At 42.2% G+C, this 26,762-nt stretch carries 23 protein-coding genes and 1 tRNA gene; 13 read left to right on the top strand and 11 right to left on the bottom strand.

Annotation, left to right across the window (positions count from 1 at the left end; translation table 11 throughout):
- The first annotated feature begins 201 nt into the window (after positions 1–201).
- The 6 genes from VJY63_RS03850 (at position 202) to VJY63_RS03825 (ending at position 9,017) form a co-directional block, all read left to right on the top strand.
- Positions 202–819 (top strand): ATP-binding cassette domain-containing protein, encoded by a 618-nt coding sequence (locus VJY63_RS03850; protein ID WP_324048427.1) that lies wholly within the window; start codon positions 202–204, stop codon positions 817–819.
- 106 nt (positions 820–925) lie between these two features.
- Positions 926–2,011 carry a 3-phosphoserine/phosphohydroxythreonine transaminase gene (gene serC, locus VJY63_RS03845; protein WP_324048426.1) on the top strand — a complete coding sequence of 362 codons (1,086 nt, stop codon included), beginning with the start codon at positions 926–928 and terminating at the stop codon, positions 2,009–2,011.
- Positions 2,012–2,017: 6 nt separating this feature from the next.
- Positions 2,018–3,118 (top strand): prephenate dehydratase, encoded by a 1,101-nt coding sequence (gene pheA / locus VJY63_RS03840; protein ID WP_324048425.1) that lies wholly within the window; start codon positions 2,018–2,020, stop codon positions 3,116–3,118.
- A gap of 30 nt (positions 3,119–3,148) precedes the next feature.
- Positions 3,149–4,249 (top strand): histidinol-phosphate transaminase, encoded by a 1,101-nt coding sequence (gene hisC / locus VJY63_RS03835; RefSeq protein ID WP_324048424.1) that lies wholly within the window; start codon positions 3,149–3,151, stop codon positions 4,247–4,249.
- Between the two features lie 3 nt (positions 4,250–4,252).
- A complete protein-coding gene (locus VJY63_RS03830; RefSeq protein ID WP_324048423.1) occupies positions 4,253–6,502 on the top strand; it encodes a bifunctional prephenate dehydrogenase/3-phosphoshikimate 1-carboxyvinyltransferase in 2,250 nt (749 codons plus the stop codon).
- A 16-nt stretch (positions 6,503–6,518) separates the two neighbouring features.
- Positions 6,519–9,017, top strand: coding sequence for a bifunctional diguanylate cyclase/phosphodiesterase (locus tag VJY63_RS03825; RefSeq protein ID WP_324048422.1), 2,499 nt, complete (start codon positions 6,519–6,521; stop codon positions 9,015–9,017).
- 14 nt (positions 9,018–9,031) lie between these two features.
- Here VJY63_RS03825 and VJY63_RS03820 read toward each other — a convergent pair whose 3' ends face one another.
- A complete protein-coding gene (locus tag VJY63_RS03820; RefSeq protein WP_414674805.1) occupies positions 9,032–10,231 on the bottom strand; it encodes a YbfB/YjiJ family MFS transporter in 1,200 nt (399 codons plus the stop codon).
- A gap of 114 nt (positions 10,232–10,345) precedes the next feature.
- Between VJY63_RS03820 and rarD the strand changes: the two genes are divergently transcribed.
- From rarD to VJY63_RS03805, 3 genes are read left to right on the top strand one after another with little or no spacing between them, the layout of a single operon-like run.
- Positions 10,346–11,236, top strand: coding sequence for an EamA family transporter RarD (gene rarD / locus VJY63_RS03815; RefSeq protein WP_324048421.1), 891 nt, complete (start codon positions 10,346–10,348; stop codon positions 11,234–11,236).
- Positions 11,237–11,250: 14 nt separating this feature from the next.
- Positions 11,251–12,216 (top strand): ABC transporter ATP-binding protein, encoded by a 966-nt coding sequence (locus tag VJY63_RS03810; protein ID WP_324048420.1) that lies wholly within the window; start codon positions 11,251–11,253, stop codon positions 12,214–12,216.
- Positions 12,216–12,992, top strand: coding sequence for an ABC transporter permease (locus VJY63_RS03805; protein WP_324048446.1), 777 nt, complete (start codon positions 12,216–12,218; stop codon positions 12,990–12,992). Before VJY63_RS03810 ends, VJY63_RS03805 begins: the two co-directional genes overlap by 1 nt.
- Positions 12,993–13,030: 38 nt before the next feature.
- On the opposite strand, the gene VJY63_RS03800 is transcribed toward VJY63_RS03805, so the two are convergent.
- Complete coding sequence (locus VJY63_RS03800; RefSeq protein WP_324048419.1) at positions 13,031–13,624, bottom strand: hypothetical protein; 594 nt, start codon at positions 13,622–13,624, stop codon at positions 13,031–13,033.
- A 115-nt stretch (positions 13,625–13,739) separates the two neighbouring features.
- Here VJY63_RS03800 and VJY63_RS03795 point away from each other — a divergent pair, with 115 nt between their 5' ends.
- Positions 13,740–14,297, top strand: coding sequence for a nitroreductase family protein (locus VJY63_RS03795; RefSeq protein WP_324048418.1), 558 nt, complete (start codon positions 13,740–13,742; stop codon positions 14,295–14,297).
- A 119-nt stretch (positions 14,298–14,416) separates the two neighbouring features.
- Positions 14,417–14,504: transfer RNA gene (locus VJY63_RS03790), tRNA-Ser, on the top strand.
- 80 nt (positions 14,505–14,584) lie between these two features.
- Here the strand turns inward: VJY63_RS03790 and VJY63_RS03785 are convergent.
- A complete protein-coding gene (locus VJY63_RS03785; protein WP_324048417.1) occupies positions 14,585–16,411 on the bottom strand; it encodes an ABC transporter ATP-binding protein in 1,827 nt (608 codons plus the stop codon).
- Between the two features lie 91 nt (positions 16,412–16,502).
- Here VJY63_RS03785 and VJY63_RS03780 point away from each other — a divergent pair, with 91 nt between their 5' ends.
- Entirely contained in the window at positions 16,503–16,706 is a 204-nt protein-coding gene (locus VJY63_RS03780) for a hypothetical protein (protein ID WP_324048416.1), read from the top strand.
- A gap of 13 nt (positions 16,707–16,719) precedes the next feature.
- On the opposite strand, the gene parC is transcribed toward VJY63_RS03780, so the two are convergent.
- A complete protein-coding gene (parC, locus tag VJY63_RS03775; RefSeq protein ID WP_324048415.1) occupies positions 16,720–18,981 on the bottom strand; it encodes a DNA topoisomerase IV subunit A in 2,262 nt (753 codons plus the stop codon).
- A 224-nt stretch (positions 18,982–19,205) separates the two neighbouring features.
- On the opposite strand from parC, the gene VJY63_RS03770 reads away from it, so the two are divergent.
- The gene (locus VJY63_RS03770; RefSeq protein ID WP_324048414.1) at positions 19,206–20,471 is read left to right on the top strand and encodes a nuclease-related domain-containing protein; all 1,266 of its coding nucleotides are present in this window, start codon (positions 19,206–19,208) and stop codon (positions 20,469–20,471) included.
- Between the two features lie 124 nt (positions 20,472–20,595).
- On the opposite strand, the gene parE is transcribed toward VJY63_RS03770, so the two are convergent.
- From parE to VJY63_RS03735, 7 genes are read right to left on the bottom strand one after another with little or no spacing between them, the layout of a single operon-like run.
- A complete protein-coding gene (parE, locus tag VJY63_RS03765) occupies positions 20,596–22,494 on the bottom strand; it encodes a DNA topoisomerase IV subunit B (RefSeq protein ID WP_324048445.1) in 1,899 nt (632 codons plus the stop codon).
- Positions 22,495–22,500: 6 nt separating this feature from the next.
- A complete protein-coding gene (locus VJY63_RS03760) occupies positions 22,501–23,196 on the bottom strand; it encodes a paraslipin (protein WP_324048413.1) in 696 nt (231 codons plus the stop codon).
- Positions 23,193–23,420 carry an SPFH domain-containing protein gene (locus VJY63_RS03755; RefSeq protein WP_324048412.1) on the bottom strand — a complete coding sequence of 76 codons (228 nt, stop codon included), beginning with the start codon at positions 23,418–23,420 and terminating at the stop codon, positions 23,193–23,195. Before VJY63_RS03755 ends, VJY63_RS03760 begins: the two co-directional genes overlap by 4 nt.
- A 12-nt stretch (positions 23,421–23,432) precedes the next feature.
- Entirely contained in the window at positions 23,433–23,897 is a 465-nt protein-coding gene (locus VJY63_RS03750; protein ID WP_324048411.1) for an NfeD family protein, read from the bottom strand.
- Between the two features lie 37 nt (positions 23,898–23,934).
- Positions 23,935–25,152 (bottom strand): NnrS family protein, encoded by a 1,218-nt coding sequence (locus VJY63_RS03745; RefSeq protein WP_324048410.1) that lies wholly within the window; start codon positions 25,150–25,152, stop codon positions 23,935–23,937.
- Positions 25,146–25,970 carry an ABC transporter ATP-binding protein gene (locus VJY63_RS03740; protein WP_324048409.1) on the bottom strand — a complete coding sequence of 275 codons (825 nt, stop codon included), beginning with the start codon at positions 25,968–25,970 and terminating at the stop codon, positions 25,146–25,148. Before VJY63_RS03740 ends, VJY63_RS03745 begins: the two co-directional genes overlap by 7 nt.
- Positions 25,967–26,758: an ABC transporter permease gene (locus VJY63_RS03735; RefSeq protein WP_324048408.1), complete on the bottom strand. Its 792-nt coding sequence runs from the start codon at positions 26,756–26,758 to the stop codon at positions 25,967–25,969. The genes VJY63_RS03740 and VJY63_RS03735 overlap by 4 nt, the downstream gene beginning before the upstream one ends.
- Between the last annotated feature and the right edge of the window lie 4 nt (positions 26,759–26,762).

Raw genomic sequence — 26,762 nt, 5'->3', positions numbered from 1 at the left:
TTCTGGGCTTGGCTTTTGTAGGGTTAATGCTTTCTTTTAGGTCTTGTTTTAGCTTTTGCACTTGTAAAAAGTCATAAAAATCTGCATTGGTCGAAATGGATTCTTTGCTAAATACTTCTTTTGCTAGTTTTGCTATTTCTGGGTTGTCGATAGTCCTAGAATACCTAGCTTTAATGACATTAAAAAAATGAGTGACGTTAAATGCTAAAAATTAATCACCTTGAATTAAAGCTAGGCGAGCAAACTTGGCAGCACCATTTACAGGTGGAAGCGGGTGAGTTGGTGGTGATTATGGGTGGTAGTGGCAGCGGTAAAAGTACCTTGTTGAATGCGATTGCTGGTTTTTTACCCGTTGCATCCGGCAGTATTTTGGTTAAGGGGCAGGCTATTCAAAATTTGCCGCCAGAAGAGCGGCCAGTGTCTTATTTATTTCAACAACAGAATTTTTTTGAACACCTCAGTATAGAAACCAATTTAAAACTGGGTTTTGCTAAAGGTAAACCCAGCCAAGCAGAGTGGCAGCAAGTACTTAAAGCCTGTGATTTGTTAGAAGTTACCCCTTTGTTAAAACGTTTACCCAGCAAACTTTCCGGTGGGCAACAACAACGCCTTGCGTTAATTCGCAGTGTACTTAGGCCTATGCCCGTGGTGTTATTAGATGAGCCTTTTAGTGCGCTCGATGATGATTTGCGCCAAGTGGCGGGCAAATGGCTGCAAGGTGAAATAAAAAGCTCCGGTCGGGTGGCACTTCTTGTAACCCATAGGCAAGCCGATGCCGATGCCTTGGCAGATCAGCTGCTGATTTTAGAAGGCGGTTAGTCCTTCTGTTAGCGCCTAGCAGCGACAAGGTGTTTTTTGCTGTATCATTGCAGCCAATTAATTTAGGTGTTTTTAACCCAGTATTTTAGACTAAGAGTGCAATCTGATGAGCCGTAAATTCAATTTTTGTGCTGGCCCAGCGGCCTTACCTGAAACCGTATTACAACAAGCCCGTGATGAAATGCTAGATTGGCAGGGTAAGGGTCTGTCAGTGATGGAAATGAGTCACCGCAGCGATGAGTTTGTAAGCATCGCTAATAAAGCCGAAGCTGATCTGCGAGACTTACTAAACATTCCTGCTAACTATAAAGTGTTGTTTATGCAGGGTGGCGCTTCTAGCCAGTTTGCTATGCTGCCTTTAAATCTAGGTGGCAAAGGCGGTACAGCTAACTACATTAATACCGGTATTTGGGGCAAAAAGGCCATTCAAGAAGGCGAACGTTATTTGCCCATCCACCTAGCCGCTAGCAGTAGCACAGTAGATGGTTTAATCCGTGTGCCTCGTCAGTTTGAAATTCAAACCAGCCAAGATGCTGCTTATTTGCATTACACCAGCAACGAAACCATTGGCGGTTTGGAGTTTGATTACGTGCCAACAGCAGATGTGCCGGTGGTGTGTGATATGTCGTCAGATATTCTAAGCACACCTATAGATGTGAGCCAGTTTGGTCTTATTTATGCTGGCGCTCAAAAAAACATTGGCCCTGCCGGTTTAACACTGGTTATTGTGCGTGATGATTTACTTGATCAAGCCAAAGCTGAAATACCCACCATGTTTAGCTACAAGGTGTGTGCTGAAAATGCCTCTATGTACAACACGCCGCCAACCTTTGCTTGGTATTTATCCGGTTTAGTGTTTGATTGGTTAAAAACAGAAGTAGGCGGCCTAGAAAATATGGCGGAAATTAACCGTCGTAAAGCAGCCAAACTCTATGCGGCTATTGATGGTAATGATTTCTACAGCAACCCTAATGCCTTAGAAAACCGTTCCATTATGAATATTCCTTTTCGTTTAGCCGATGCCAGCCTAGATAAACTTTTCTTGTCTAAAGCAGACGATGCTGGACTATTAAACCTAGCCGGTCACCGTAGCGTGGGTGGTATGCGTGCCAGTATTTATAATGCAGTGCCGGAAGCTGCGGTAGATGCACTTATCGAATTTATGAATGACTTTGCTAAAACTAGAGGTTAAGCCTGAATGACTCAGGATAAATCACTGCCAGATTTGGCAGACGTTAGAAAAGAAATCGACCAAATAGACCAGCAGCTACAACAGCTAATTAACCAACGCGCCAAATGCGCCCAGCAAGTGGCTCAGGTTAAAATTGCCGAAGATGGTAAAGGTGCTGTTTTTTATCGCCCCGAACGCGAAGCCCAAGTTTTACGTGCCGTTATGGAACGTAACCAAGGCCCTTTATCTAACGAAGAAATGGCGCGTTTGTTTCGTGAAGTGATGTCAGCTTGCTTAGCATTAGAGCGGCCTTTAAAAGTGGCTTATTTAGGCCCTGAAGGTACGTTTACTCAACAGGCTACGCTGAAGCATTTTGGGCAGTCAGCCATTTGCAAGCCTTTTGCCGCCATTGATGAAGTATTCCGTGAAGTGGAATCTGGCGCTGTCGATTACGGCGTTGTGCCAATCGAAAACTCCACTGAAGGTGTGATTAGCCATACGCTTGATAGCTTTATGGATTCAGGCCTGCAAATTAGTGGTGAAGTAGTGCTGCGTATTCACCAGCACTTATTGCTGGGCGAAAATACCCGCGCTGATAAAATTTCAACCATCTATTCGCACACGTCTTCGTTAGCTCAATGCCGTAAGTGGCTTGATGCTTATTACCCAGGCATTGATCGCGTTGCCATGCCATCTAATGCTGAAGCTGCTCGCAAGGTAAAAAGTGAATGGCACTCAGCAGCGATTGCTGGCGATATGGCGGCTGATTTATACGGCCTTACGCGCCTTGCTGAAAACATTGAAGACACGCCTGATAATTCAACACGTTTTTTAATCATTGGCGCTAAGAAAGTGCCGGTTTCAGGTGATGATAAAACATCCTTGATGATTTCTATGCGTAACTTACCAGGTGCGTTGCATCAAGTGCTAGAACCTTTTAATGCCCACAATATTGACATGACGCGCATTGAAAGCCGCCCTAGCCGTTCAGGTGCATGGAACTATGTGTTTTTTATTGACTTTGCCGGCCATATTGATGAACCGCGTGTTCAAGCCGTATTAAACGATATTGGTGCAAAGGCTGCGGATGTAAAAGTGTTGGGTTCTTACCCTAAAGGCGTTTTATAAGTCGGTTACTTAATTTAGAAGAGATAAACTATGAGCTGCGATTTTTTTAAACTAGCCAATGAAGGTGTACAAGGATTAATGCCTTATCAGCCCGGCAAGCCGGTTGATGAAGTAGCCCGCGAACTCAACCTAGACCCAGACAGCATTGTAAAGCTAGCCAGTAACGAGAACCCAAATGGCCCTAGTCCTAAAGCACTGGCGGCTATTCAACAAGAACTAGCCGAGCTAACCCGCTACCCCGATGGCAGTGGCTATGGTTTAAAAACAGCCTTGGCTAAAAAGTTTGATTTAAGCACGCGCCAAATTACTTTGGGTAATGGTTCTAATGACCTGCTCGATTTAATTGGTCGCTGCTGGTTAGCACCGGGGCGCAACGCTGTTTATAGCGAATATGCTTTTGCGGTTTACCCGATTACGACTCAAGCAGCAGGTGCAGAACACAAGGTTATTCCGGCTAAAAACTGGGGGCATGACTTAGCGGCGATGGCTACAGCGATTGATAAAAATACCAGCGTGGTCTTTGTTGCCAATCCTAATAACCCAACGGGTACTTGGTCATCTGAAACCCAGCTGCGTGAATTTATGCAGCGTGTGCCAGAAAACGTGCTGGTGGTATTAGATGAAGCCTATTCTGAATACGTGAGCGAACAAGCTTACCCAGACACTTTCAAGCTATTGAAGGATTTCTCCAACTTAATTGTTTGTCGTACCTTCTCTAAAGCCTATGGATTAGCTGCTTTGCGTGTGGGTTACAGTGTTTCTTCCGTTACTATTGCTGAAACTTTAAACCGTATTCGTCAGCCGTTTAACGTTAACACTTTAGCTTTAGAAGCTTCACTTGCGGCATTAGACGATGACGAATATTTGCAACAGTCAATTGTTACTAACAAAGCCGGTATGTTGCAGCTAGAAACCGCTTTTCGTGAACTGGGTTTGTCTTACATTCCATCAGTGGGTAACTTTATTTGTGTGGAAGTGGGTGATGCTGAAGCAGTCAATAATGCGTTGCTTAAAGAAGGCATTATTGTGCGTCCTTTACGCCCCTACCGTATGAATGAACACCTGCGTGTCAGTATCGGTTTACCTGAAGAAAACCAACGCTTTATAGATGCACTGCGTAAGGTCATTTGATTCGTGGTAGAAAGTAATAAAGCAATCAAGGCAACCGTTAATAAACTGCTGATTATCGGCTTAGGGCTTATTGGTGGCTCGGTAGCCCTTGCTGCAAGGCGCGCGGGTTTTGCCAATACCTATTTGGGTGTTGATCTTACCTATGAAGAACGCCAAGGCGCTATTTCTTTAGGCGTTGTTGATAAAGTCAGCAGCTGTTTAGCAGAACTAGCACCCGATGCTGATTTGATTTTGCTAGCTGTGCCAGTGTTAGCGATGGAACCTGTACTAATGGCTTTAAAACCCCACCTAAAACCCACCGCTGTTGTTACCGATGTAGGTTCAGCCAAAGCAGTAGTGCTTGAAGCCGCCAAAAAAGTTTTTAACGAATTGCCACCTCGCTTAATTTTAGGGCATCCCATAGCGGGCGCTGAAAAAAGCGGGGTGCTTGCCTCGCAGGTTGATTTATTTGCGGGCCGCAAGGTGATTTTAACGCCAACTGCCAACAACGACCCAGAAGCACTAGCCTTGGTAACTCAGCTTTGGCAGGCGTGTGGTGCAGAGGTCATTGAAATGGATGTAAAAAAGCACGACCAAGTGTTAGCACGAACCAGCCATTTACCACATTTGCTAGCTTTTTCTTTAGTCGAAACCTTGGCTAGAAAAGATGAGCGTTTAGAGATTTTTCGTTATGCTGCGGGCGGTTTTCGTGATTTTACCCGCGTAGCTGCCAGCGACCCTGTTATGTGGCGAGATATTTTTATCGCCAATCGTGATGCCACTTTAGAGGCATTGGATGAATTTTTAGAAGGCGTGCAACGGCTACGAACGGCTGTTGCATCTCAAGATGCTGATGCGCTAGTCAATACATTTACTAAAGCAAAATCAGCGCGTGATTACTTTACTGCTTTGCTTAATAAAACGGGCTACCAAACCATGCAAACGACAAGACTCAACTTTATTACTCAGCCAGGCGCAACGGCTATTCAAGGCAGTATTCGTGTACCCGGTGACAAATCCATTTCGCACCGCTCCATTATGTTAGGCGCTTTGGCAGAAGGCGTGACGCAGGTGAAAGGCTTTTTAGAAGGCGAAGATGCCTTGGCTACCCTGCAATCATTTCGGGATATGGGTGTACAGATTGAAGGCCCCCACCAAGGTCAAGTCACCATTCATGGCGTGGGAATGCACGGCTTAAAACAGCCACAAGGCCCGCTGTATTTAGGCAATTCGGGCACCAGTATGCGCCTGTTGGCGGGTTTGCTAGCAGCACAACCGTTTGATACTGAATTAACCGGCGATGCCTCGTTAAGTAAGCGCCCCATGAATCGTGTTGCCGACCCTTTGCGTTTAATGGGTGCAGAAATTGCCACTACAGAAAATGGTCGTCCACCGTTAAAAATTACTGGCGGCAAGCCTTTAAAAGGCATCAGCTACGATTTGCCTATGGCTTCAGCGCAGGTTAAATCTTGTTTGCTCTTAGCCGGTTTATGGGCAGAAGGTGAAACGCAAGTCACTGAACCAGCACCCACGCGCGACCATACAGAACGTATGTTAAATGGCTTTGGCTATGAGGTACGCCAAGACGGTGCAACGGCTAGCTTAACCGGCGGTGGCAAGTTAACGGCAACAGCAATTGATATTCCCGCCGATATTTCTTCAGCGACCTTTTTTATGGTTGCAGCAGCCATTATGCCCGGCAGTGATTTAACCCTAGAACACGTTGGCATTAACCCGACGCGTGATGGCGTGATTAATATCTTACGTTTAATGGGTGCTAACTTAGTGCTAACCAATCAGCGTGAAGTGGGCGGTGAACCCGTTGCAGATATTCGTGTGCGTTACGCACCTTTAAAAGGCATTGCCATTCCTGAAAACCAAGTGCCTTTAGCCATTGATGAATTTCCTGCGCTGTTTATTGCTGCAGCTTGTGCCGAAGGCGTGACGACTTTAAGCGGCGCTGAAGAGTTGCGGGTTAAAGAGTCTGACCGTATTCAAGTCATGGCTGATGGTTTATTAGACTTAGGTGTTGAATGCACGGTTTTAGACGATGGCATTGAAATTATTGGCAAAGGTGAACTGCCAGAAGTTTTTGGTTCAGCAGAAATTGTTTGCCACCACGATCACCGTATCGCCATGAGTTTTGCTGTGGCTGGTTTGCGGGCTAGTGGTAATATCCTTATTAAGGACTGTGCTGTAGTGAATACTTCTTTTCCGGGCTTTGCTGAATTAATGAAGAGTGTGGGTGGCAAGTTACTTGTAGAAGAGTTATAAAATTTAGGATGAAACAATGATTCGTAGACTACTCTTTGGTTGGCAGCAGGCAACATTATTACTATTAATTTTAGTTGTGTTGGATTTGCTAGCAAATTATAACTACTTGGCTTTTCATACGGTTGTTGAGTTACTACGCGTCATTGTTTTAGGGGGTGTGTTTGTATTAGGTTGGCATACAAGGCGTTGGAGCAATAATGGCGCTTTGTTAGTTTTTGCCATAGCAGCAGGTTTTATTGGTGTTTTAGAGTTGCTGCACGCCTTAACCTATAAAGGCATGGGGTTAATGCCTGTAGATGATGCCAATATTCCTACTCAGTTGTGGATAGCTTTTCGTTACATAGAAGTTATAGCCGTGTTACTGGCAAGCTTAACACTAGGTAAAAAAGTCAATATACAGGCTACTTTTTTTAGTTTTGCAGCACTGGCTACCTTTTTCTGTATCACTATTTTTAATGGCTCTTTTCCCGTTGCTTTTATTGAAGGTCAAGGACTAACACCTTTTAAAATTTATAGTGAATGGGGAATGATCGTTGTTTTTATTATCGCTATGGTTTTAATTTTAAAAGATAAGAAACACCTAGAAAAAGACGTACGCTGGTTAATAGCCGCATCACTTTTTGCTAGTGCTTTAACTAGCTTAGCTTTTACTCAATATGCTGATGTGTTTGATTTTGCTAATAAGTTAGGGCATTACTTATTGTTAGTTTCTGTCTACTTAATTTATCGAGCAATTTTAGTTACAGGTTTATTAAGGCCTTATGAGCTACTTTTTTTAGATTTAAAAAAGAATGAACAACGCCTAGAAAATCTAATAGTTGAAAGTACTGCTAGCTTAAGGGAGACTCAAGCGTTAAATACTGCTTTTATAGACAATATTCCCTCTAGTATTTCTGTTAAAGATATTCATAGTCGCTATACCCTTGTTAACTTAGCATTTGAAAAACTAGTTGGGCAATCTAAAGATAAAGTATTAGGTAAAACTTTTTATGATATTTTACCTTTAAAGTTAGCACAAAGTGTAGCGATTAGTTTAGAAGCAGTTAGAGCAAATGAGAAGCCTTGTATAACGTATGATGAAATAGATTTTGGTCATCAATCCTACAGTTTTGAAACCATTCACTTTCCAGTTAAAGACACTGAAGGGCATTTATTAGGTAGTGGTACTATTGCTACTGATATTACCGAGCAAAAAGCAAGCCGAGAACGCATTAAATACCTTGCTCATTTTGACCCGCTTACTGGCTTGGCAAATAAAGTTTACTTTATGGAAAAGACTGAGCAACTATTAGAAAAAAACACTGCTAAAGCACCTAGTTATGCATTAATTTATTTTGATCTAGACCATTTTAAAGATGTTAATGATTCTTTAGGGCATGAAGTTGGTGATAAATTTCTTTTAGCTTTGGCTAAGCGTTTACAAGCACTTATTGGAGAGCAAGGTTTGCTCTGCCGTTATAGTGGTGATGAGTTTTTATTGCTTTTATATAAATCATCAAACAAGGCTTATATTGCTGATTTAGTAGCTCACTTACAAGCCGAGTTAGCAGTACATGAGCTAGTTGACTCGTATGATTTAACAATAACCACTTCTGTAGGTATTGCTGTTTATCCAAACGATGGTCAAGATTTTAAAACACTATTTCGTAATGCTAGTTCGGCTATGTATGCGGTTAAGGCTGATGGCCGTAATAGCTATCAATTTTTTGAAGAAAATATGCAAACAGCGGCACAAGAACGGCTAAGTTTATTAACTAAACTTAGGGTTGCTTTAGATAGAAATGAATTAAGTGTTTATTATCAACCACAATACAATCAAGCAGGTACTAAAGTTGTTGGTGCAGAAGCTTTAGTCCGCTGGCAACACCCTGAGCTAGGTTTTATTTCGCCAGTGCGTTTTATTCCTATTGCAGAAGACAGTGGCTTAATTACGGTAATTGGTGAATGGGTCTTAAACCAAGCTTGCCAACAAGCAGTGCAAATGCAACAAGCCGGTATAGAACCTTTTATAATATCGGTTAATTTATCGGCGGTGCAGTTTCGTAAAGGTGATTTAGTTGAAGTAGTTAAAAATGCCTTAGATAAAAGCGGTTTAAAACCAGAATACTTAGATTTAGAGTTAACAGAAAGCCTGTTACTTAAAGACCAGCAGCGCTTACTGCAAATGCTACAGCAATTAAAACTACTGGGTGTGAAGCTTTCGATTGATGACTTTGGTACGGGTTATTCCAACCTTTCCTATTTAAAGCGTTTTGCAGTCGATAAACTAAAAATAGATCAATCGTTTGTGCGTGATATGGAAAATGATGCCGATGATTATGCCTTGGTTAAAGCTATTATCCAGCTTGCACATAGTTTAGGTTTAATAGTGACTGCCGAAGGGGTTGAAACCGAACAGCAGGTTAAAATATTAACAAAGCTTAAATGCGATGAATTTCAAGGTTATTATTTTGCCAAGCCTATGCCTGCCGATGCTTTTGTTAAACACCTGCAGGCAACGAGCTTAACGCAGTGAAGCGAGTTTATTTATTACTTAGCTTTTGCCGAGGCATCTAACTGTTGTGCAGTTTGGTCGGTAAACTTTAACCAAAGCACTAGCAGTATACCAACCACAACAAAGCCACCGGCTATCCATAAGCCTAAATCATAATTACCTAATTTTGCAGCAAGCATACCTGTTAAAGCTGGCGCTATGACTTGAGCGGATCCATAGGAAATGGTCATTTTACCCATAAGTTTAGCTGGTTTGGTTGGGTATAAGCGCCCAGCCATTGTTAATACTAGGCTGACAGAACCAATAAAAGTGCCGCCAAACAGCAATGCGCTAAAGAATACCACCGGCAAAGTGGGGGAGATGACTGGTAATAAAATACCACCGACTTGTAAAACTAAAGTCAGCAATAAAGCATTTAAATAACCCGCGTGCCTAGCAATTATATCCCACACCATAACAGCTGGAGCGGCTGCTAAACCTACCAGTACAAACGCCATAGGCCCCATGCCTGCTAGTTCGGGCTGACGTTCAACAAAAGCCACAATAAACGTTGCAGTTATTACATAACCATAACCAGCACAGAAATAAGCCGCCATCATTAGCCACATAAACCGATTGGTGGGCGGGTTATCAACTAGCGTTGTGCCGCTAGAGGTGGTGTTGCCTACTTCAGGACGCGGCAGCCAAAACCAAGCTGGAACCGCTAGAATTAAACTTAGCAGTGATAGCCATAGCCATTGTTCGGCCCAGCCTTGGCTAAGGTACATCATTAGCTCAACAGACAAGGCTGCAATAGCAATCCCCAATCCAATACCGGCAAAGTGAATACCTAGCTCACCACGGTGATCATGGCGAATGAGCCAGTTAAGAATTAAACCAGAAGCAATCAGCATAGAGCCAGCACTGGCTAAGCCTGATAAATAGCGTAATACCATCCATAGGGAAAGATTTTCAGTCATCGCCATCATTGCAGTAGTCACAACGGCTAACACTAACCCTAGACGGTAAAGCGTATCTTTCAATTTTAAATCACTAATAGAAGCGGCGATCAATGCACCACTGATGTAACCTAAATAGTTAACCGCGGCTAACCAACCACCAGCCGCGTCTCCCATCCAAGTTTGTTCCTGCATAATTGGCAGTAGGGGTGTATAAGCAAAGCGAGCAATGCCGACACATAAAATCTGGCTACAAATACCGGCCAAAAGAACCCTAGTACGTTGGGACATGAGCATATTGTTATCCTTTTTGTTAGACTGCTGCGTCTACACTCTAAAGTAGCCTTTCAAAAAGGCAAGAAACATCAATGACTTATTAGTTTTCATTTAATTAGCCGAATGAGATAAATTATGCAAGGACTAGGTTTAGCACTAGCAGCCTATATGATTTGGGGTTGTTTTCCGTTGTTTTTTAGTCTACTAACATCGGTAACAGCTAGCGAAGTTTTAGTGCATCGAGTTATTTGGTCTTTATTAGCCACTTTATTAATTAGTTTTATATTTAAGCGTGGTCAAGGTTTATTAGCCTTACTTCAACAACCAGTTGCTTTGGCTTGGTTAGCGCTTTCTTCTTTATTGGTAGCTTCTAATTGGTTAATTTTTATTTGGGCAGTTGGACAAAACAGAGTAATGGAAGCAAGTTTAGGTTATTTTTTAACGCCGTTAGTTAGCCTAGTTTTAGCACGCATATTAATGAAAGAGAAACTGCATTTTTGGCAAGCCGCAGCAGGGTGGTTAGCGGCTATTGCCGTGGTGTGGGAGTTAATTAGTTTAGGCAGTTTGCCGTGGCTGCCCTTATCTTTAGCGCTAACTTTTGGTTTTTATGGCTTGATACGCAAACAACACCCAGTCGATGCACTGCATGGTTTAACAGCTGAAACCTTGTGGATGCTACCCTTAGCTTTAATTTGGCTGGGCTGGGCTTTTATCAGCAACGCACCGTTTGGGTTTGGTAGCACACCACAAATTAGTTTATTGCTTGTAGCGTCAGGAATCATCACTGCAGCACCTTTGCTGTTGTTTGCAGCGGCTGCCCAGCGTTTGGATTTGTCAGTGGTAGGCTTTATTATGTATATCAATCCCACCATGCAGTTTATTTCTGCCGTGGTAATTCTTAAAGAAGATTACCCGCCTGAACGTTTGATTACCTTCGCATTAATTTGGGCGGCAATGCTGTTGTTTATGTGGGGCCTATGGCAGGCACGTCAGCAATTAAAAAAGCAGCAGTTAGCAGAACAATAGGTAGAGGAAAAAAATTGAGTATGAAAGCACTTTCGATACAAAATTTACAAAAAACTTACGGCAATGGTTTTCAGGCTTTAAAAGGCATTAGCCTTGATGTTGAAGAGGGTGATTTTTTTGCATTACTTGGCCCTAATGGTGCTGGAAAATCAACCACACTTGGTGTTGTTTGCTCGCTAATTCGTAAAACAGGCGGCAAGGTCAATATTTTCGGCGTGGATATTGACCAAGACTTTGCTAAAGCTAAGCAGCTAATTGGCGTTGTTCCTCAAGAATTTAATTTTGGTGTGTTTGAAAAAATAGAAGACATTGTACTTACTTCAGCAGGCTATCAAGGTTTAACCCAAAAGCAAGCACGGCCCCGTGCTGAACAGCTATTAAAAGATTTAGGTTTGTGGGATAAGCGCCATGCCCAAGCACGTATGCTTTCAGGGGGTATGAAACGGCGCTTAATGATCGCCCGTGCATTGGTGCATCGCCCTAAATTACTAATTTTAGATGAGCCAACCGCTGGTGTAGACATAGAGCTACGTCGTTCTATGTGGAGTTTTATGCAGGAAATCAACCGTCAAGGTACGACAATTATTTTAACCACGCATTATTTAGAAGAAGCCGAGAGCCTGTGCCGCAATATCGCTATTATAGATAAGGGTGAAATCATTAAAAACACCAGCATGAAATTATTATTAGGTGAGCTAAACAGTGAAACTTTTGTATTGGATTTAATAAAACCAATAAAAGAAACACCGCAATTAGAAGGTTTTGCAACGCACTTAGACGATGCAAAAACTTTAGAGATAGAAATAAAAAAAGGCCAAAACATTAGCCAAGTATTTGCACTTTTATTAGAGAAAAATATTGAAGTGCTTAGCCTACGCAATAAATCAAACCGCCTTGAAGAACTATTTGTTTCCCTCGTTGATAAAACTGCTGCCAGTGGTTTTAAAGCAGAGAAGATAACAACTAAAGTGAGTGTATGATGAATTCTTTTCGTATTTACTGGATTGCTTTCACAACCATTTTAACCAAAGAAATTCGGCGTTTTATGCGTATTTGGGCGCAAACTTTACTACCACCAGCCATCACTATGACCCTCTACTTTGTTATTTTTGGCAATCTAATTGGTAGCCGAATTGGTGAAATGGGCGGTTTTAATTATATGCAATTTATTATGCCCGGTTTAATTATGATGTCGGTCATTACTAACAGCTACTCTAACGTTACATCTTCATTTTTTAGCAGTAAATTTCAAAAATCCATTGAAGAAATGCTAGTCGCACCTGTACCTAGCTGGGTTATTTTAAGTGGTTATGTGCTGGGTGGTGTAGTGCGCGGCTTATTAGTTGGGTTGATTGTAACTTTGTTAGCACTATTTTTTACTGACTTAACCGTTCACAACTTATTTATAACAATAACAGTTATATTTTTAACTGCCATATTATTTTCAATTGGCGGATTTATTAATGCTCTATTTGCACGTAGCTTTGATGATATAGCAATCATTCCAACCTTTATTCTTACACCGCTAACTTACTTAGGTGGTGTATTCTATTCCATTCAACTATTACCTGAATTTTGGCAGGGTTTATCTTTATTTAATCCTATACTTTATATGGTTAACACCTTTCGCTTTGGGATTCTTGGCGCTTCAGATGTTAACCCTTGGGTAGCTTTAATTGCTATTTGCGTATTTATTGTAATATTATTTAGTTTGGCACTTTGGTTGCTTGAAAGAGGACGCGGTTTACGTCAATAATCAGTATTTAATAATAAAATGTAAGGCAACTAATTGCCTTACATTTTATTAAGCTGATTCTCAAAATCATCCATATCAAAGTCATTCAATTTATCTAACGCCAATTGAACGCTGTCTTCAGGTAATTCAGAATCTTCATTTTCTGTATCGTTATTATTATTTTCTAAATTATCAAAGTTATCAAAATCAAAACTTTCTATTGCTTCTTCTCTGCCAAGTGCGTCGTCGATTTCTTCTTGACTAATGATATTGTTACTTTCATGTAGCGTTGGAATGATGGGTGTAACAGCCGCTGTTTTTTTGGATGAAGAATCAAGTGGAATATTGATGCAGTTACTTAACGTATAAAGTAACGCTTGTTGGTTTTCACACAAAACTTTAGCCGCTGGTGCTTCAGAAATAATGGTTTTAGTGTTTTGTAAAATACGATTTAGCAATAGTTCAGCTTGCTGACGATCAAAACTTTCAGCGTCGACCGATTGTTCTAGGTCAAAACCTGACTGTTTAGCCGCTTTAGTTTTCTTTAGCTCCTTGACTAACCGATGCCTTTGCAGTGCTTGAAAAGCAATAATACCTAATAAAACTAGAACCAATTGGGCGAGTAAGATAACTGCCAAAGGCGATAACACCATGATAAGCTGTCCTAAAAATTATTAATTATAAGCTGTGTGACTCACAAAGGTTAAGCTTCTGTTGCGTTACTAGCAACTGTTTAACCATGAAGAATTGCAAATAAGAGGTTAAGTTATGCAAGCTATGGCATTGTTATTAAATAGAAATTCACACCCTAGACTAGAAGCACCAGCACCAGAAGGGGAAGCCTTAGAGCGCATTTATCAAGCAGCATTAAGAGCGCCAGATCACGCAAGCTTAACACCTTGGCAAATCATTGAGTTTCGTGACGAAGGACAAAATGCTTTAGGTGAAATATTTGCACAAGCCAAAGTATACCAAGATCCTGACACAAGTTTTGAAGCATTAACCCGCTTACGCAATATGCCTAAACGCGCCCCTTTAGTCGTGGCAGTGATTGCCAAAATAAAAGACGCTGCTAAAATTCCTGCTAGTGAACAACGGTTATCGACTGCTTGTGTTGCTCATGGGTTGTTATTAGCCACCGAAGCCGAAGGTTTTGCAGCCATGTGGCGATCGGGCTGGGTGTGTTTTGACGACCAAGTAAAAAAAGCGCTAAAACTAGAGGCAACAGATGAAATTATTGGTTTTATTTACTTAGGAAGTGCCGCTGGTCGTCGTAAGCCCTTGCCTGAACATAAAACAAGCGACTTTGTAACGCATTGGTCTTAATTTAAACATACTGACCACTATAAAATTACAGCACAGCGCCCCTACGGCTTGCATTATGTGCTATCTATCAGTATTATACGCGCCACTTGTTAGAGGGTAACGCTTACTAGCAATTTTGTGGAGAGGTGGCCGAGTGGTCGAAGGCGCACGCCTGGAAAGCGTGTATACGGTAACGTATCGAGGGTTCGAACCCCTCTCTCTCCACCAAAAAATTTGTAGGCCCTTGATTAATCAAGGGCTTTTTAAGTTTTAGTTAAGTGATTAAAGCTAAGTGTTGCACAAAAAAACTACCGATATCCGCTGGCTTGCAGATTAAATAGGTGGGCATAGCGCTGGTTCAGTTCCATTAGCTCTTGATGATTTCCTTGTTCAATAATTATCCCTTGGTCGATGTAAACAATTTGGTCAGCCATGCGTACTGTTGAAAAACGGTGCGAAATAAGAATCGCCATTTTATTCAGGGTATGGCTGCGAAAATAGCCAAACATCTGTGCTTCTGCTTCGGCATCCATCGCAGAAGTGGGCTCATCTAGCACTAAAATATCGGCTTTTTCACGCATAAAAGCCCGCGATAAAGCAATTTTTTGCCACTGACCACCCGACAATTCTTGACCGCCTTTAAACCAGCGTCCTAGCTGCGTTTCATACCCTTCAGGTAAGCGCTGAATAAACTCATCCGCCATACCTGCTTGCGCGGCTTTGTACCAACGCTTTTTATCGTCAAAGGCACTAATATCACCAATACCGATATTTTCGCCGACTAAAAATTGGTAACGTACAAAGTCTTGAAAAATCACCCCAACACGTTGCCGCAACACTTGCGGATTCCAGTCTTTTAAATCACTGCCATCTAACAGCACACGCCCTTCAGTTGGGTCATACAAGCGTGTTAACAGTTTAATCAACGTCGTTTTACCCGAACCATTTTCACCCACTAACGCCAAGCTTTCACCGGGTTTAATGTGCAAGTTTATAGCTTGTAACGCCGGTTTTGTTGCACCTGAATAAGTAAAACTAACCCCTTCAAAACGCAAGCCATCGCCCACATGACTGCCTTGGGTTAACTTACCCGACTCATTCGGCGTAGGTTGCTCTAGGTATTCATACAAATTAGACAGGTAAAGGTTGTCTTCATACATACCACTCACCGCCGTTAAACTGGCGCTAACCGCCGTTTGACCTTGTTTGAACACCAATAGGTACATGGTCATATCACCCAAAGTAATTTTACCAATGACTGTTTCAAAAATAACCCAAGCATAAGCCGCATAAAAAGTCAGTGTGCCCAATAAACCCAGAATAAAACCCCAGGTTTCACGGCGTAAAATAAGGCGGCGATTTTCAACAAAAAGCTTCGCAAAGATGCCTTTATAGCGCCCTAGCAACAGGTCGCCCAACTGAAAAAGCTTTACTTCTTTAATGGTATCTTCACGCGCTAACAAGGTTTCTAAATAAATCTGGGTGCGAGTTTCTTGCGAACGAAAACGAAAAATTTGAAATGCATCGCCTGAAAATTTAGTTTCAGCAATAAATACTGGCAGTGCCCCTACAAATAACAACAGCATCACCCAAGGCGAAAATTGAATCAATAGAAACGAAAAGCCCATTAAAGCGATACCATTTTGCAACAAACTAAAGGTTTTATTCACCAGCGCCAGCGGACGAGTAGAAGCTTCGCGTCTGGCACGGGTTAATTTGTCGTAGAATTCAGAATCTTCAAATTGCGCCAACGAAAGCATTTGTGCTTTCTCAAGAATCATTTCGTTAACTTTTTGCCCTAACAAGCCTCTTAATAAAGCTTGGTGCGCGGTGGTGGCGCGTTGCGCGGCACTTAGGCACGTTAAAATCAATGCCTCTAACAAAACGTAATTCAGCAGCGGCTGGTATTCCACTAAACCCGTCGTTTGATAAACCTGCATCGCCAATAACACCGCATCCACAATCAGCTTACCTAAATAAGCAGCAATGGCAGGCAAGCTACCCACCAACACGGTTAACAGTATTAAGCCTAGCGTTAGACGCTGTGAAGTTTGCCAAACTAAATCAATAGCGCGGCGCGTGTAACGAAACACACCTAAAAATTGCTGAAACTCATTATTGCTAGCAGCTGACACAAGTTAACCTCAAAAGTATAAAACGACACTGTAAAAATTAAGCTGAAATTGTTAAGGTAGATGAAATCATCAATAAATATAGGGAGTTACTATGGATATTTCAAACGTTAGTCCAGAAAACATGGTTAAAGCAACGCTGCAACAACGTGACTCACAAGCACACCTAGATGCAAAAATTGGTTTGGTTAAACAGGCCAGAGAAGCGGAAGGCGATGCGGTTATGGCGCTACTTGCTTCAGTTCCCCCGCTGCAACCCGAAGGCAGCTTGGGGAACAAAGTTAATCTTATGGTTTAACACTAAATAGGCTTTAATCTAAATCCTGCACCATTTGATCGACTTTTTGGAAGCCGCGTGGCAATTTGCTACCGCGGCTTCCGCGTTTTGCTAAGTAGTAGTCTAAATCTGCTGATTTTAAAGTCAGCGTGCGTTTACCAGAGGTGATTTTCAATTGATCTTCAACCCCTAAAATCACCACCGCTTTAACGTACTCCTCACGACCTGCTGCACGCGCCGACGGTATCGCAATCATTTTATTACCCTTGCCTTTATTTAGCTGGGGTAATTCACTCAGCGAAAATAACAATAAACGCCCTTCGTTAGATACAACAGCGATTTTAAGCGTTTCTAAAGGCGCATCCGGCAAAAATTGTGGCTGCATCACTTCTGTGCCAATTGGCGCATTCAACACCACTTTGCCGGCTTTATTTTTACTGGCCATTTCACCTAAATTAGTTATAAATCCATAACCTGCGTCTGAAGCAACCAACACCTGTTGTTGCTCTTGACCGATTAACAAGCCCCTAAATTCAGCACCTGCGGGTGGATTAATGCGGCTGGTTAATGGCTCACCTTGGCTACGCCCAGACGGTAAATCATGGGCGGTAATCGCATAACTACGCCCCGTATCATCAATGACCACCAACTGCTGGTTCGATTTACCTCGCGCGGCTAAAAAGAATGCATCGCCACTTTTATAACTTAAACTGGCAGGGTCTAATTCATGCCCTTTTGCCGAACGTATCCAACCCATGCGTGATAAAACGACAGTAACTGGCTCTGACCCCATTAAATCTTGCTCAGTAAAAGCTTTGGCTTCTTCGCGTTCAATTAGCTTGCAACGGCGCTCATCACCAAAGGTTTTAGCATCATCTTGCAATTCTTTAGCGATTAATTTACTTAGCTTGCTATCACTGCTTAATAAATCTGCCAATTTTTTACGTTCAGTTTCTAATTCATTTTCTTCGCCACGAATTTTTTGCTCTTCTAATTTCGCTAATTGACGCAGCTTTAAATCTAAAATGGCATCGGCTTGGCGATCACTTAAACCAAAGTTGTTTATTAATTCTTTTTTTGGCTGATCTTCGTCACGAATAATACGAATCACTTCATCAAGGTTTAAATAAGCAATTAATAAACCGGCCAATAAATGTAAGCGATCCTCGACTTTATTTAAGCGACTTTTTAAACGATTAATGACCGTAGTACGACGAAAGACGAGCCATTCGTTTAATAAAACATTTAAAGGTTTTACCTGTGGTTTATTGTCTAAACCAATAACATTAAAGTTAACCCGATGATTTTTTTCAAGGGCAGTAGTTGCAAATAAATGCGCCATTAACGGCTCAATATCCACTCGATTAGAACGCGGCACTAACACAAGGCGAACGGCATTTTCATGGTCAGATTCATCACGTAAATCTGTAATTAATGGTAATTTTTTAGCTTGCATTTGCTCAGCAATTTGCTCTAAAACTTTACTAGGTGAAACCTGATGCGGTAAAGCCTCTATTACAATTTCGCCATCTTCTAAATGCCAAGTTGCACGGCTTTTCACTGTGCCACGACCAGTCGAATAAATTTTATGCAGGTCTTCTGTTGAAGTAATAATGTCGGCACCGGTAGGAAAGTCAGGTGCTGGAATGAACTGTATTAAATCACTAATGCTAGCATTGGGGTTTTTCAGTAGATACAAGGTCGCTTGTACCACTTCTGTTACGTTGTGCGGCGGCATATCAGTTGCCATGCCCACCGCAATACCGCTACCACCATTTAATAAAATATGCGGTAAACGTGCAGGCAAAACCTCGGGTTCATCCATTGTGCCATCAAAATTGGGTACCCAATTTACCGTGCCTTGCCCAAGCTCTTTTAGTAGCACCTCTGAAAAACGCGCCAAACGTGATTCGGTGTAACGCATAGCAGCAAATGACTTAGGATCATCGGGGCTACCCCAGTTACCTTGCCCATCAACCAAAGGGTAGCGATAACTAAAATCTTGCGCCATTAACACCATAGCTTCATAACAGGCTGAATCACCATGCGGGTGAAATTTACCTAAAACATCACCCACGGTACGCGCCGATTTTTTATATTTAGCGGTAGCAGAAAGACCTAGCTCACTCATGGCATAAACAATGCGACGTTGCACAGGTTTTAGACCATCGCCTAGATGCGGCAAAGCACGGTCTAAAATGACATACATAGAATAATCTAGGTAAGCTTTTTCAGTGTATTCCCTAAGGCTTTGGCGCTCAAAATTGTCATCAACAAATTCGTTGTAGCTGGTCATTCAGTAACAATCCTTCTATACAAATTGGGCGGCTAGTGTAACCTGAAGCAGGTTAAGCGCAAAATAATTAACTGCATAGATATACAGACTTTTGAGTTTTTTTGAATAGACTGTATTTTTTTAATTGTTTCCTTCTGTTGCAGTGGCTATCGGTCAGCTAAGTCACTGGTTATAATCAAGTCCATATTAGCTAGATTACAATTTGTGGGTCGGGAGATTTAATAATGATTTTAAAAGACTATGTACACCGCCCAGATGCAGATCCTCGCTCTGAAGAAACCTGTGCAGAATCAGCAACGCGCTTACGCAATGCATTTAAAACCAATGAAGATGTATTGTTGTTAAATGATATACGAATGCAATTTGAAGAAGACCGTACCGTTAACGTTGACCATGTTGTTTTGCATAGCTATGGTATTACGCTGATTAATAGCCGTGCAATTTACGGAAAAATTGATGTTAACTATCGAGGTGAGTGGAGTCGCAATGCTAAAGGCCGCGACATTGCGATGCAAAACCCCATTGATCTTTATAAATACATTAGTAAAAACTTACGCGAAAATCTCACCAACAATATTGGTGAATTATTAACACGCACTAAAGGTGCCCAACGTACGTTTGATAATATGCCTATTGATGTGTTATTTATTCAAGCGCTTAAAAGCAGTATTATTGGCACAGGTATTAATCAATCAAATATTATTTTTGTTGAGGCATTAACTCAAAATATTAACCGTACTTTTGTGGCTTATAAAAAGCGTGAATTTCAGATGTATGGTGGCTTAGATACCTTTAAAGTATCTCAACCTGATATGTATGCCATTGCCAACTTTTTAATGGGCAATGAAATAGATCGCAGCAGCTATCCCGACTCTGATGAACACACACCCAGCCAAGTGGCAGTACCAGCAGTTTTGGGTCGCACTGGCATTATTCGCGCACACAGCACCTTGGGTGTAAAAATCATCAAAGGCAAAAACATTAAACCCGGTAGAGAAACACTAGCATTATTAAAAAAGCAGCGTGAAGAACAGCAAGAAATAGCCGCAAGAAAACAACAGCTAGCAAAAGAAGACGAGCTGGCAAAAGAACAAGCGTTAGCAGAACAAATACCAACAAAACCTTTAAACTTAGATAAACCAACATCAGTCACTGATGACGATATCGCCAGTATGTTTGATGACGCGGAACTAGAACCTATGGCAGAACTAGAGGACGCTTTGGTGGAAGAAAAGTTAGCAGAACAAGCCTTAGATGAGTTACCAGAAATAGATGAATTACCAGAAATAGATGAATTACCAGAAATAGACGAACAACTTGAAGCTGAAAACTTGCCTGAACCTGCCAGCTATTCAGCATTAGAAGACTTTACAGCGATTGATGAAGTAACAGAACTTGAAGAACAGCCAGCAATGACTGATGATGATATGGACAGCTTCTTTAACGAAGTAGAAGAACCAGTGATCGAAGAGTTAGAGAAAAAAGCCTAGCCATTTTAAATACGCAACGGCAAACAATTAAGGATAGAAGGTGGCGTTAAACTAAAATCCACCTTCTATCGCTAAGCAGAAAAATGGCTTTATTTGCCTGAATAAAGCCTAAATAAAAACCAACCTAAACCTCGGCTAAATTCCCTTTAGATTCTAGCCAGTTTTTACGATCAGGTGAGCGTTTTTTAGCCAGCAGCATATCCAGCATTTCCATCGCCTGATCGCCGTCTTCCCGCACTAATTGCACTAGGCGACGGGTTTCGGGTGCCATAGTCGTTTCGCGCAGTTGTGAAGGGTTCATTTCACCCAAGCCTTTAAAGCGCTGTAGGTTTATTTTTGCTTTACGGCCACTTAAACGATCAAACACAGCATCTTTTTCACTTTCATCCAAGGCATAAAAAACTTCTTTACCACAATCAATTCGGTACAAAGGTGGCATGGCAACAAAAACATGACCCTTGTTAACCAAAGCTGGAAAATGACGTAGAAACAACGCACAAATTAAGGTGGCGATGTGTAAGCCGTCTGAATCAGCATCCGCTAAGATGCAAATTTTGCCATAGCGCAAGCCGCTTAAATCGGTTGAACCAGGATCCATGCCCACCGCAACAGCAATGTCGTGGACTTCTTGTGAAGCTAGAATTTCTGACGAGTCAACTTCCCACGTATTAAGGATTTTACCCCTTAACGGCAAAATCGCCTGAAAAACTCGGTCTCTTGCTTGTTTAGCCGAGCCACCAGCCGAGTCACCTTCCACCAAAAATAATTCACTGCGGGCGGTATCTGGGCCTGTGCAATCGGCTAGTTTACCGGGCAAAGCAGGCCCTTGAGTAATGCGCTTACGCACGACTTTTTTAGCCGCTTTTAAGCGCTGATTTGTGCGGCTTAGCACCAGTTCAGCAAGGCGTTCAGCCGCTACAGTGTGTTGATTCAGCCATAGCGAAAAAGCATCTTTTACAACACCACTAATAAAAGTAGCGCTTTGGCGTGAAGACAAGCGCTCTTTGGTTTGACCAGAAAACTGGGCATCTTGCATTTTTAACGACAGCACATAACTGCAATCATGCCACAAGTCTTCAGGCGCAAGCTTAACACCTCTGGGCAACAGATTACGGTACTCACAAAAATCACGCAAGGCATCTAATAAACCGCTGCGTAAACCATTAACGTGCGTACCACCTTGCGCGGTAGGAATCAAGTTAACGTAGCTTTCTTGTACCAACTCGCCACCGTCAGGAAACCAAAATACCGCCCAATCGACCGCTTCAGTTTTAGCTTTAAAACTGCCCTGAAAAGGTGTAGCAGGCAGCGTTTCAAAACCTTGGCAAGATTGCTGTAAATAGTCGCTTAAACCCTCGTTATAACACCATTCCAGTTGCAGTTTTTCACCAGTTACCGCATCTTTCTTTTGTTCATTAATAAAAATAACCGTAAGACCTGAACACAGCACCGCTTTAGCACGCAGCAAGTGCGTTAAGCGAGTTGTAGAATAACGGGGACTGTCAAAATAGCTGGCATCAGCCGTAAACCTAACTTCAGTACCTGTGTCTTTTTTAGCACATTTACCGACTTCTTCTAACTCGCTAATTTTTTCGCCATTCGCAAAAGTAATGCGGCTAATTTTACCATCACGACGCACCAGCACTGCCAGTGATTCTGATAAGGCGTTAACCACCGAAACACCCACACCGTGCAAACCACCCGCAAACTCATAATTATCGCTAGAAAACTTACCACCAGCGTGCAGCTGAGTTAGGATTAATTCTACTCCCGAAATGCCATAGTCTGGGTGGATGTCTATGGGCATACCACGGCCATTATCACGCACGCTAAGGGAATTATCGGCATGAAGCGTTACCGTTACCTTATTAGCATGACCCGCCAGCGCCTCGTCAATCGAATTATCAATCACCTCTTGGGCTAGGTGATTGGGGCGTGTGGTATCGGTGTACATACCAGGGCGTTTACGAACCGGATCTAAGCCAGTTAGCACTTCTATTGCACGAGCGTCGTATTGATTCATCATTTTTTATTTCGGATTCTTAATTTTTAACATTTCAGTTAAACCCGCCACAGCACCGCCAATGTTGGCAAGCTCGGCTGGAATAATCATGGTATTGTTGGCTTTAGCTAAGTTACCAAACTCTTTAATGTACTGTTCGGCGATGCGTAGATTCATGGCTTCTTTACCACCTTCTTCTTTAATCGCCAAAGCAATTTTTTGTAAGCCTTCTGCGGTTGCAGTGGCAATTAATTCAATTTCTTTAGCGCGGCCTTCAGCTTCATTAATTTGCTTTTGTTTTTCTGCTTCCGACATATTAATTACTTCTTGTTTCTGACCTTCAGACACGTTAATCATCGACTGGCGTTCGCCTTCTGATTTAGCAATCGCAGCACGGCGCTCACGCTCAGCACGCATTTGCTGTTCTAACGCATCTTTAATGCTGGCCGGTAATTCAATATCAGAAATTTCATAACGCAGCACTTTAATGCCCCAAGGTGCAGCCGCTTCATCTAAAGCCCTGACGACTTCTTCGTTAATTTTAGTGCGTTCTTCAAAGGTTTTATCTAAATCGGTTTGACCTATCACCGAACGCATGGTGGTTTGCGCCAGTTGCGATGCAGCGTAACGGTAATCGTTAATGCCATAACTAGCCTTATGAGCATCAATCACTTGAATATACATTACCCCGTTAATGCCCACTTGAATGTTGTCTTTAGTCACACAAGCACATCCACCACTTCTTCTTTTAGCGTGTGCTGATAGGCTACTTTGTCAATAAAAGGCACTAGAATATGAAAACCCGAATCTAAAGTACGGCTAAATTTACCCAAGCGTTCAATAACAAAATTACTGCGCTGCGGAACAATACGCGCTGTTTTAAACAGAGTAATAACAACAAAAATAGCGATACCAAAAGTTAAAATAACATTGAATTCTAAATCCATAAAAACTCCGTATTACTGTTTATTGGTGGTGTCATTGGGCTTTGTGCTAGCAACATAAAGCGCGATGCTTTCATTATGAGTAATCCACGCGGTGTCGTCTTTAGTTAAGGCTTCGTCGCTATAAGCCGTCCATTGTACGCCATTCAGTTTTACCCGACCTACGCCCTTCTCAAAACTAGCCACGACTTCAACACGTTGACCAATCGCTTGCTGCAAAAAATTTGAGGGCTGGTTTTTTTGAATGGTTTTACCTACAAAAAATGCTTTAAGACGGCGGCGTGCAATTAGCAAACTTAGCAGGCTAATCGCACTAAACGCCAAAAACTGTAGGGTCAGCGCTTCAATCAAACCTAAATAAAGTAAACAGCCAGTGGCTAACGCACCCAAACCAAGAAACACCGCAATAATGCTAGTAGCAACTAATTCAGTAAGTATTAAGAATAAACCTAAAATAATCCACACAAGCGCTGGTGTCATAAAGCCTCTATAAAGGTTTTGAGGGTTGGTGAAGTGTTCATTCTGCCATAGGCAAAGGCTCTTCACACCCTTTGCCACCATCGGGCCTAGGTTTTATAAAGACGGGCGCTAAATAATAAAGCGTCATAGAAAAAGCCAGCAGCCAAGCACTGCCACTGACTAGGTAAAGTAGGTTTAGAGGTAGGTTAACCCAACCTGCTAAGGCTCGACTAAGTGCAGCAATAATAATCAATAAAGTGACAAAATTTACCCAGTTGCGTTCATCTAGTTGGTGTCCACTGTGGGTTCTTCCTGAAATGCACAAAACAGAAAAAACCGATAAACTCATACCGCCTATAGATAATAAATGCCAGCCGCTGCTGGCAGGAATAGGCATACCTAGGTGCTGTAAGCCTAATAAAATATAACCTATAGCCATAAACCAATAAACGGCATAAAACTGCAAAGGCCAACGGTTAAATAATGCTTTACCAACGTGCCAATCATTTAAAACATTAAAGATACTAGCAGCAGCAGCTAAGGCTAACCAGCCATTAACACTGGCTTGTGGCCAAATAAAATGCGTTACTGTGTAAAGTAAAATACAAAATACGGCTAGATTGCGGCGTGGTGGGGTGCTGCGGTATTCATCTGGTAAGTCATTGTCATCTTTATTAGTTGGCAAAGCTTCAATCGCTTCATTGACAATACGCATGGCAATACGGCTAGCGGTAATAACAATTAAAGCCATCATCATACTAATGCCCGCATGTAACCAACGCATAGGGTAAAGCTCTCTTAATACATCGCTATAAAAACCAATACTAATACCTGCCATGCCAGCTAAACCCATCGAAAAAAGCCACTGTCGGCGTAAAGGGTTAGCCAATAATCGAGGTTGTAAATACAGCCATAAACCTAGAGAAAACCCCATATTGGTGATGGCTGCTGGCACAATGCCTAGCCAACCGCTGGCCCAAAAAGTAATTCGACCTAAAACCCAAAGGACTGCTAAGCCAAGAAATACCTCCCGCCGTACATCGGGGGTACGAGTAAATTCTGGCATGGCGGTTAAAATAAAACCGGCTAAAGATGCCATAACAAAACCAAATAGTAATTCATGGGCATGCCAAACAATAATGCCGCTAGCCGTTGCTGGTAGTACCCACCAACCTTGCAAAAAACCTAGCCATAAAAATAGGCTAATTAAGCCACTGGCTAAACTTAATAAAAAAAACGGCCTGAAGGCACATAAACAAACGGGATGGTTTAGCACTTATAGCTCCATTCGCGGGTGGTTAAATCAACTGGACTGGGGCTGGTTGGTGGGGGTAGTTCAAAACTTTCACGCACTATTGGTTGTTGCAATAATTCAGCAGTGGTTTGGTATACCCAAGCATCGTCACGCAGGCTAGTTGGTCTAGTTAGCTTAAAACTAGCTGCAATGCGCCCTGGTTTACTATTCATTAACAGAATGTTGTCACACAGGCGCACGGCTTCCATTAAGTCATGGGTAATCATTAATACTGCTAAGTCGCGTTGCGATTGTTGCTCAAGCAACAGTTGATAGAGCTCCGTTTTTAAACCTATGTCTAAGGCTGAAAAGGGTTCATCCAGTAGTAGTAAATCTGGCTCTAATAGAAGTACTCTTGCCAAGGCAACACGGCTTTGCATTCCACCTGATAATTGATGAGGAAACTTTTCCAGATCACTTGGCTGCAAACCTACTAAGGCTGCCAACTTTAACCCTTTAAGGTTACGGTCCTTTTTATTCCAGCGCCTTGCTTTAAGCCCAAGTGTCATATTGTCTAGGCAGGTTTTCCAAGGTAATAAACGCGGCTGTTGAAACATACTAGCAGTATTTTTAAAGGTATTTTCAATCACGCCATCCTGTAAATCTAATAAACCATTACACAGGTGTAAAAGCGTTGTTTTACCACAACCAGAAGGCCCAACTAAAGCATAAACTTCACCAGCAGAAATAGAGAAAGAAATGTTTTTTAGTACTTGGGTGCGAACAAAATCATGTTCTACATTTTCAACCAGCAAATAACCTTTTTGGCTTACTGGCTTTGTATTAAGTGAACTGCTCATGTTTCGGTTACTCGCCAGCGTTCAACTTGCCGCTTAATGGGTTCAAGAAACAAATACTCTATACCCAGCAATAAAAGCACAATTGCACAAATCCACGCCATGCTTGCTGCGCTGTCTAAATGTGAACGTGCCACTGCCAAAGATGCACCCACACCATCTTGGTTAGCTAATAATTCAGCCATAACGACAATTTTCCACGACATGCCTAAAGCAGCCACCCAAGCAGGAAAAAGATAAGAAAATACATGGGGTAAATACACGTCAAACAACATCATGCGTTTAGGAAGTTGCAGGGTTTGCGCCATTTCATTGAGCTGATTATCAACCGTGCGAGCACCTTGCAAAGCTCCAATAAAAACCATAGGGAAGGTAGCAACAAATACTGTAAATATTGGCGTGCCATCACTTGCCCCAAACCACAACATGGCTAACACTAACCAAGCAATGGGCGGCATACCTAGCAGTACGGTAACCAAAGGCCTAGACATCATAGCAGCGGTTACTGAAACCCCTGCCAATAAACCTAACCCTGTACCCAAGCCTAAAGCCAGCAACAAACCCAACAAAGCCCGTCGCCCTGTAATTAATAGGGCTTCAGGCATGGTTTGGTCATTCCAAAGGTGTTGAAAGCTAGTAAAAGTTTCTAAGGGTTGGGCCAATACTAAAGAGCCATAATGTTCACTAACCAACTGCCAAGCAGCCATAAGTAATAAAAGGCTACAAATTGCACCCCAGCCACTCCATAAGTAACTTGGCAATTCACGAAAAGTGCTACGCAGTAAGTGCATAAAA

Source organism: Marinospirillum sp. (assembly GCF_035271045.1).
Classification (GTDB): Bacteria; Pseudomonadota; Gammaproteobacteria; order Pseudomonadales; family Halomonadaceae; genus Marinospirillum.
This window is presented reverse-complemented; position numbering and strand designations above follow the sequence as displayed.

Bases quoted from the DNA above. Each gene is read 5' to 3' on its own strand.
- VJY63_RS03850 (WP_324048427.1), top strand. From the start codon at position 202: ATGCTAAAAATTAATCACCTTGAATTAAAGCTAGGCGAGCAAACTTGG.
- serC (WP_324048426.1), top strand. From the start codon at position 926: ATGAGCCGTAAATTCAATTTTTGTGCTGGCCCAGCGGCCTTACCTGAA.
- pheA (WP_324048425.1), top strand. From the start codon at position 2,018: ATGACTCAGGATAAATCACTGCCAGATTTGGCAGACGTTAGAAAAGAA.
- hisC (WP_324048424.1), top strand. From the start codon at position 3,149: ATGAGCTGCGATTTTTTTAAACTAGCCAATGAAGGTGTACAAGGATTA.
- VJY63_RS03825 (WP_324048422.1), top strand. From the start codon at position 6,519: ATGATTCGTAGACTACTCTTTGGTTGGCAGCAGGCAACATTATTACTA.
- VJY63_RS03820 (WP_414674805.1), bottom strand. From the start codon at position 10,231: ATGCTCATGTCCCAACGTACTAGGGTTCTTTTGGCCGGTATTTGTAGC.
- rarD (WP_324048421.1), top strand. From the start codon at position 10,346: ATGCAAGGACTAGGTTTAGCACTAGCAGCCTATATGATTTGGGGTTGT.
- VJY63_RS03805 (WP_324048446.1), top strand. From the start codon at position 12,216: ATGAATTCTTTTCGTATTTACTGGATTGCTTTCACAACCATTTTAACC.
- VJY63_RS03800 (WP_324048419.1), bottom strand. From the start codon at position 13,624: ATGGTGTTATCGCCTTTGGCAGTTATCTTACTCGCCCAATTGGTTCTA.
- VJY63_RS03795 (WP_324048418.1), top strand. From the start codon at position 13,740: ATGCAAGCTATGGCATTGTTATTAAATAGAAATTCACACCCTAGACTA.
- VJY63_RS03780 (WP_324048416.1), top strand. From the start codon at position 16,503: ATGGATATTTCAAACGTTAGTCCAGAAAACATGGTTAAAGCAACGCTG.
- parC (WP_324048415.1), bottom strand. From the start codon at position 18,981: ATGACCAGCTACAACGAATTTGTTGATGACAATTTTGAGCGCCAAAGC.
- VJY63_RS03770 (WP_324048414.1), top strand. From the start codon at position 19,206: ATGATTTTAAAAGACTATGTACACCGCCCAGATGCAGATCCTCGCTCT.
- parE (WP_324048445.1), bottom strand. From the start codon at position 22,494: ATGAATCAATACGACGCTCGTGCAATAGAAGTGCTAACTGGCTTAGAT.
- VJY63_RS03755 (WP_324048412.1), bottom strand. From the start codon at position 23,420: ATGGATTTAGAATTCAATGTTATTTTAACTTTTGGTATCGCTATTTTT.
- VJY63_RS03750 (WP_324048411.1), bottom strand. From the start codon at position 23,897: ATGACACCAGCGCTTGTGTGGATTATTTTAGGTTTATTCTTAATACTT.
- VJY63_RS03740 (WP_324048409.1), bottom strand. From the start codon at position 25,970: ATGAGCAGTTCACTTAATACAAAGCCAGTAAGCCAAAAAGGTTATTTG.
- VJY63_RS03735 (WP_324048408.1), bottom strand. From the start codon at position 26,758: ATGCACTTACTGCGTAGCACTTTTCGTGAATTGCCAAGTTACTTATGG.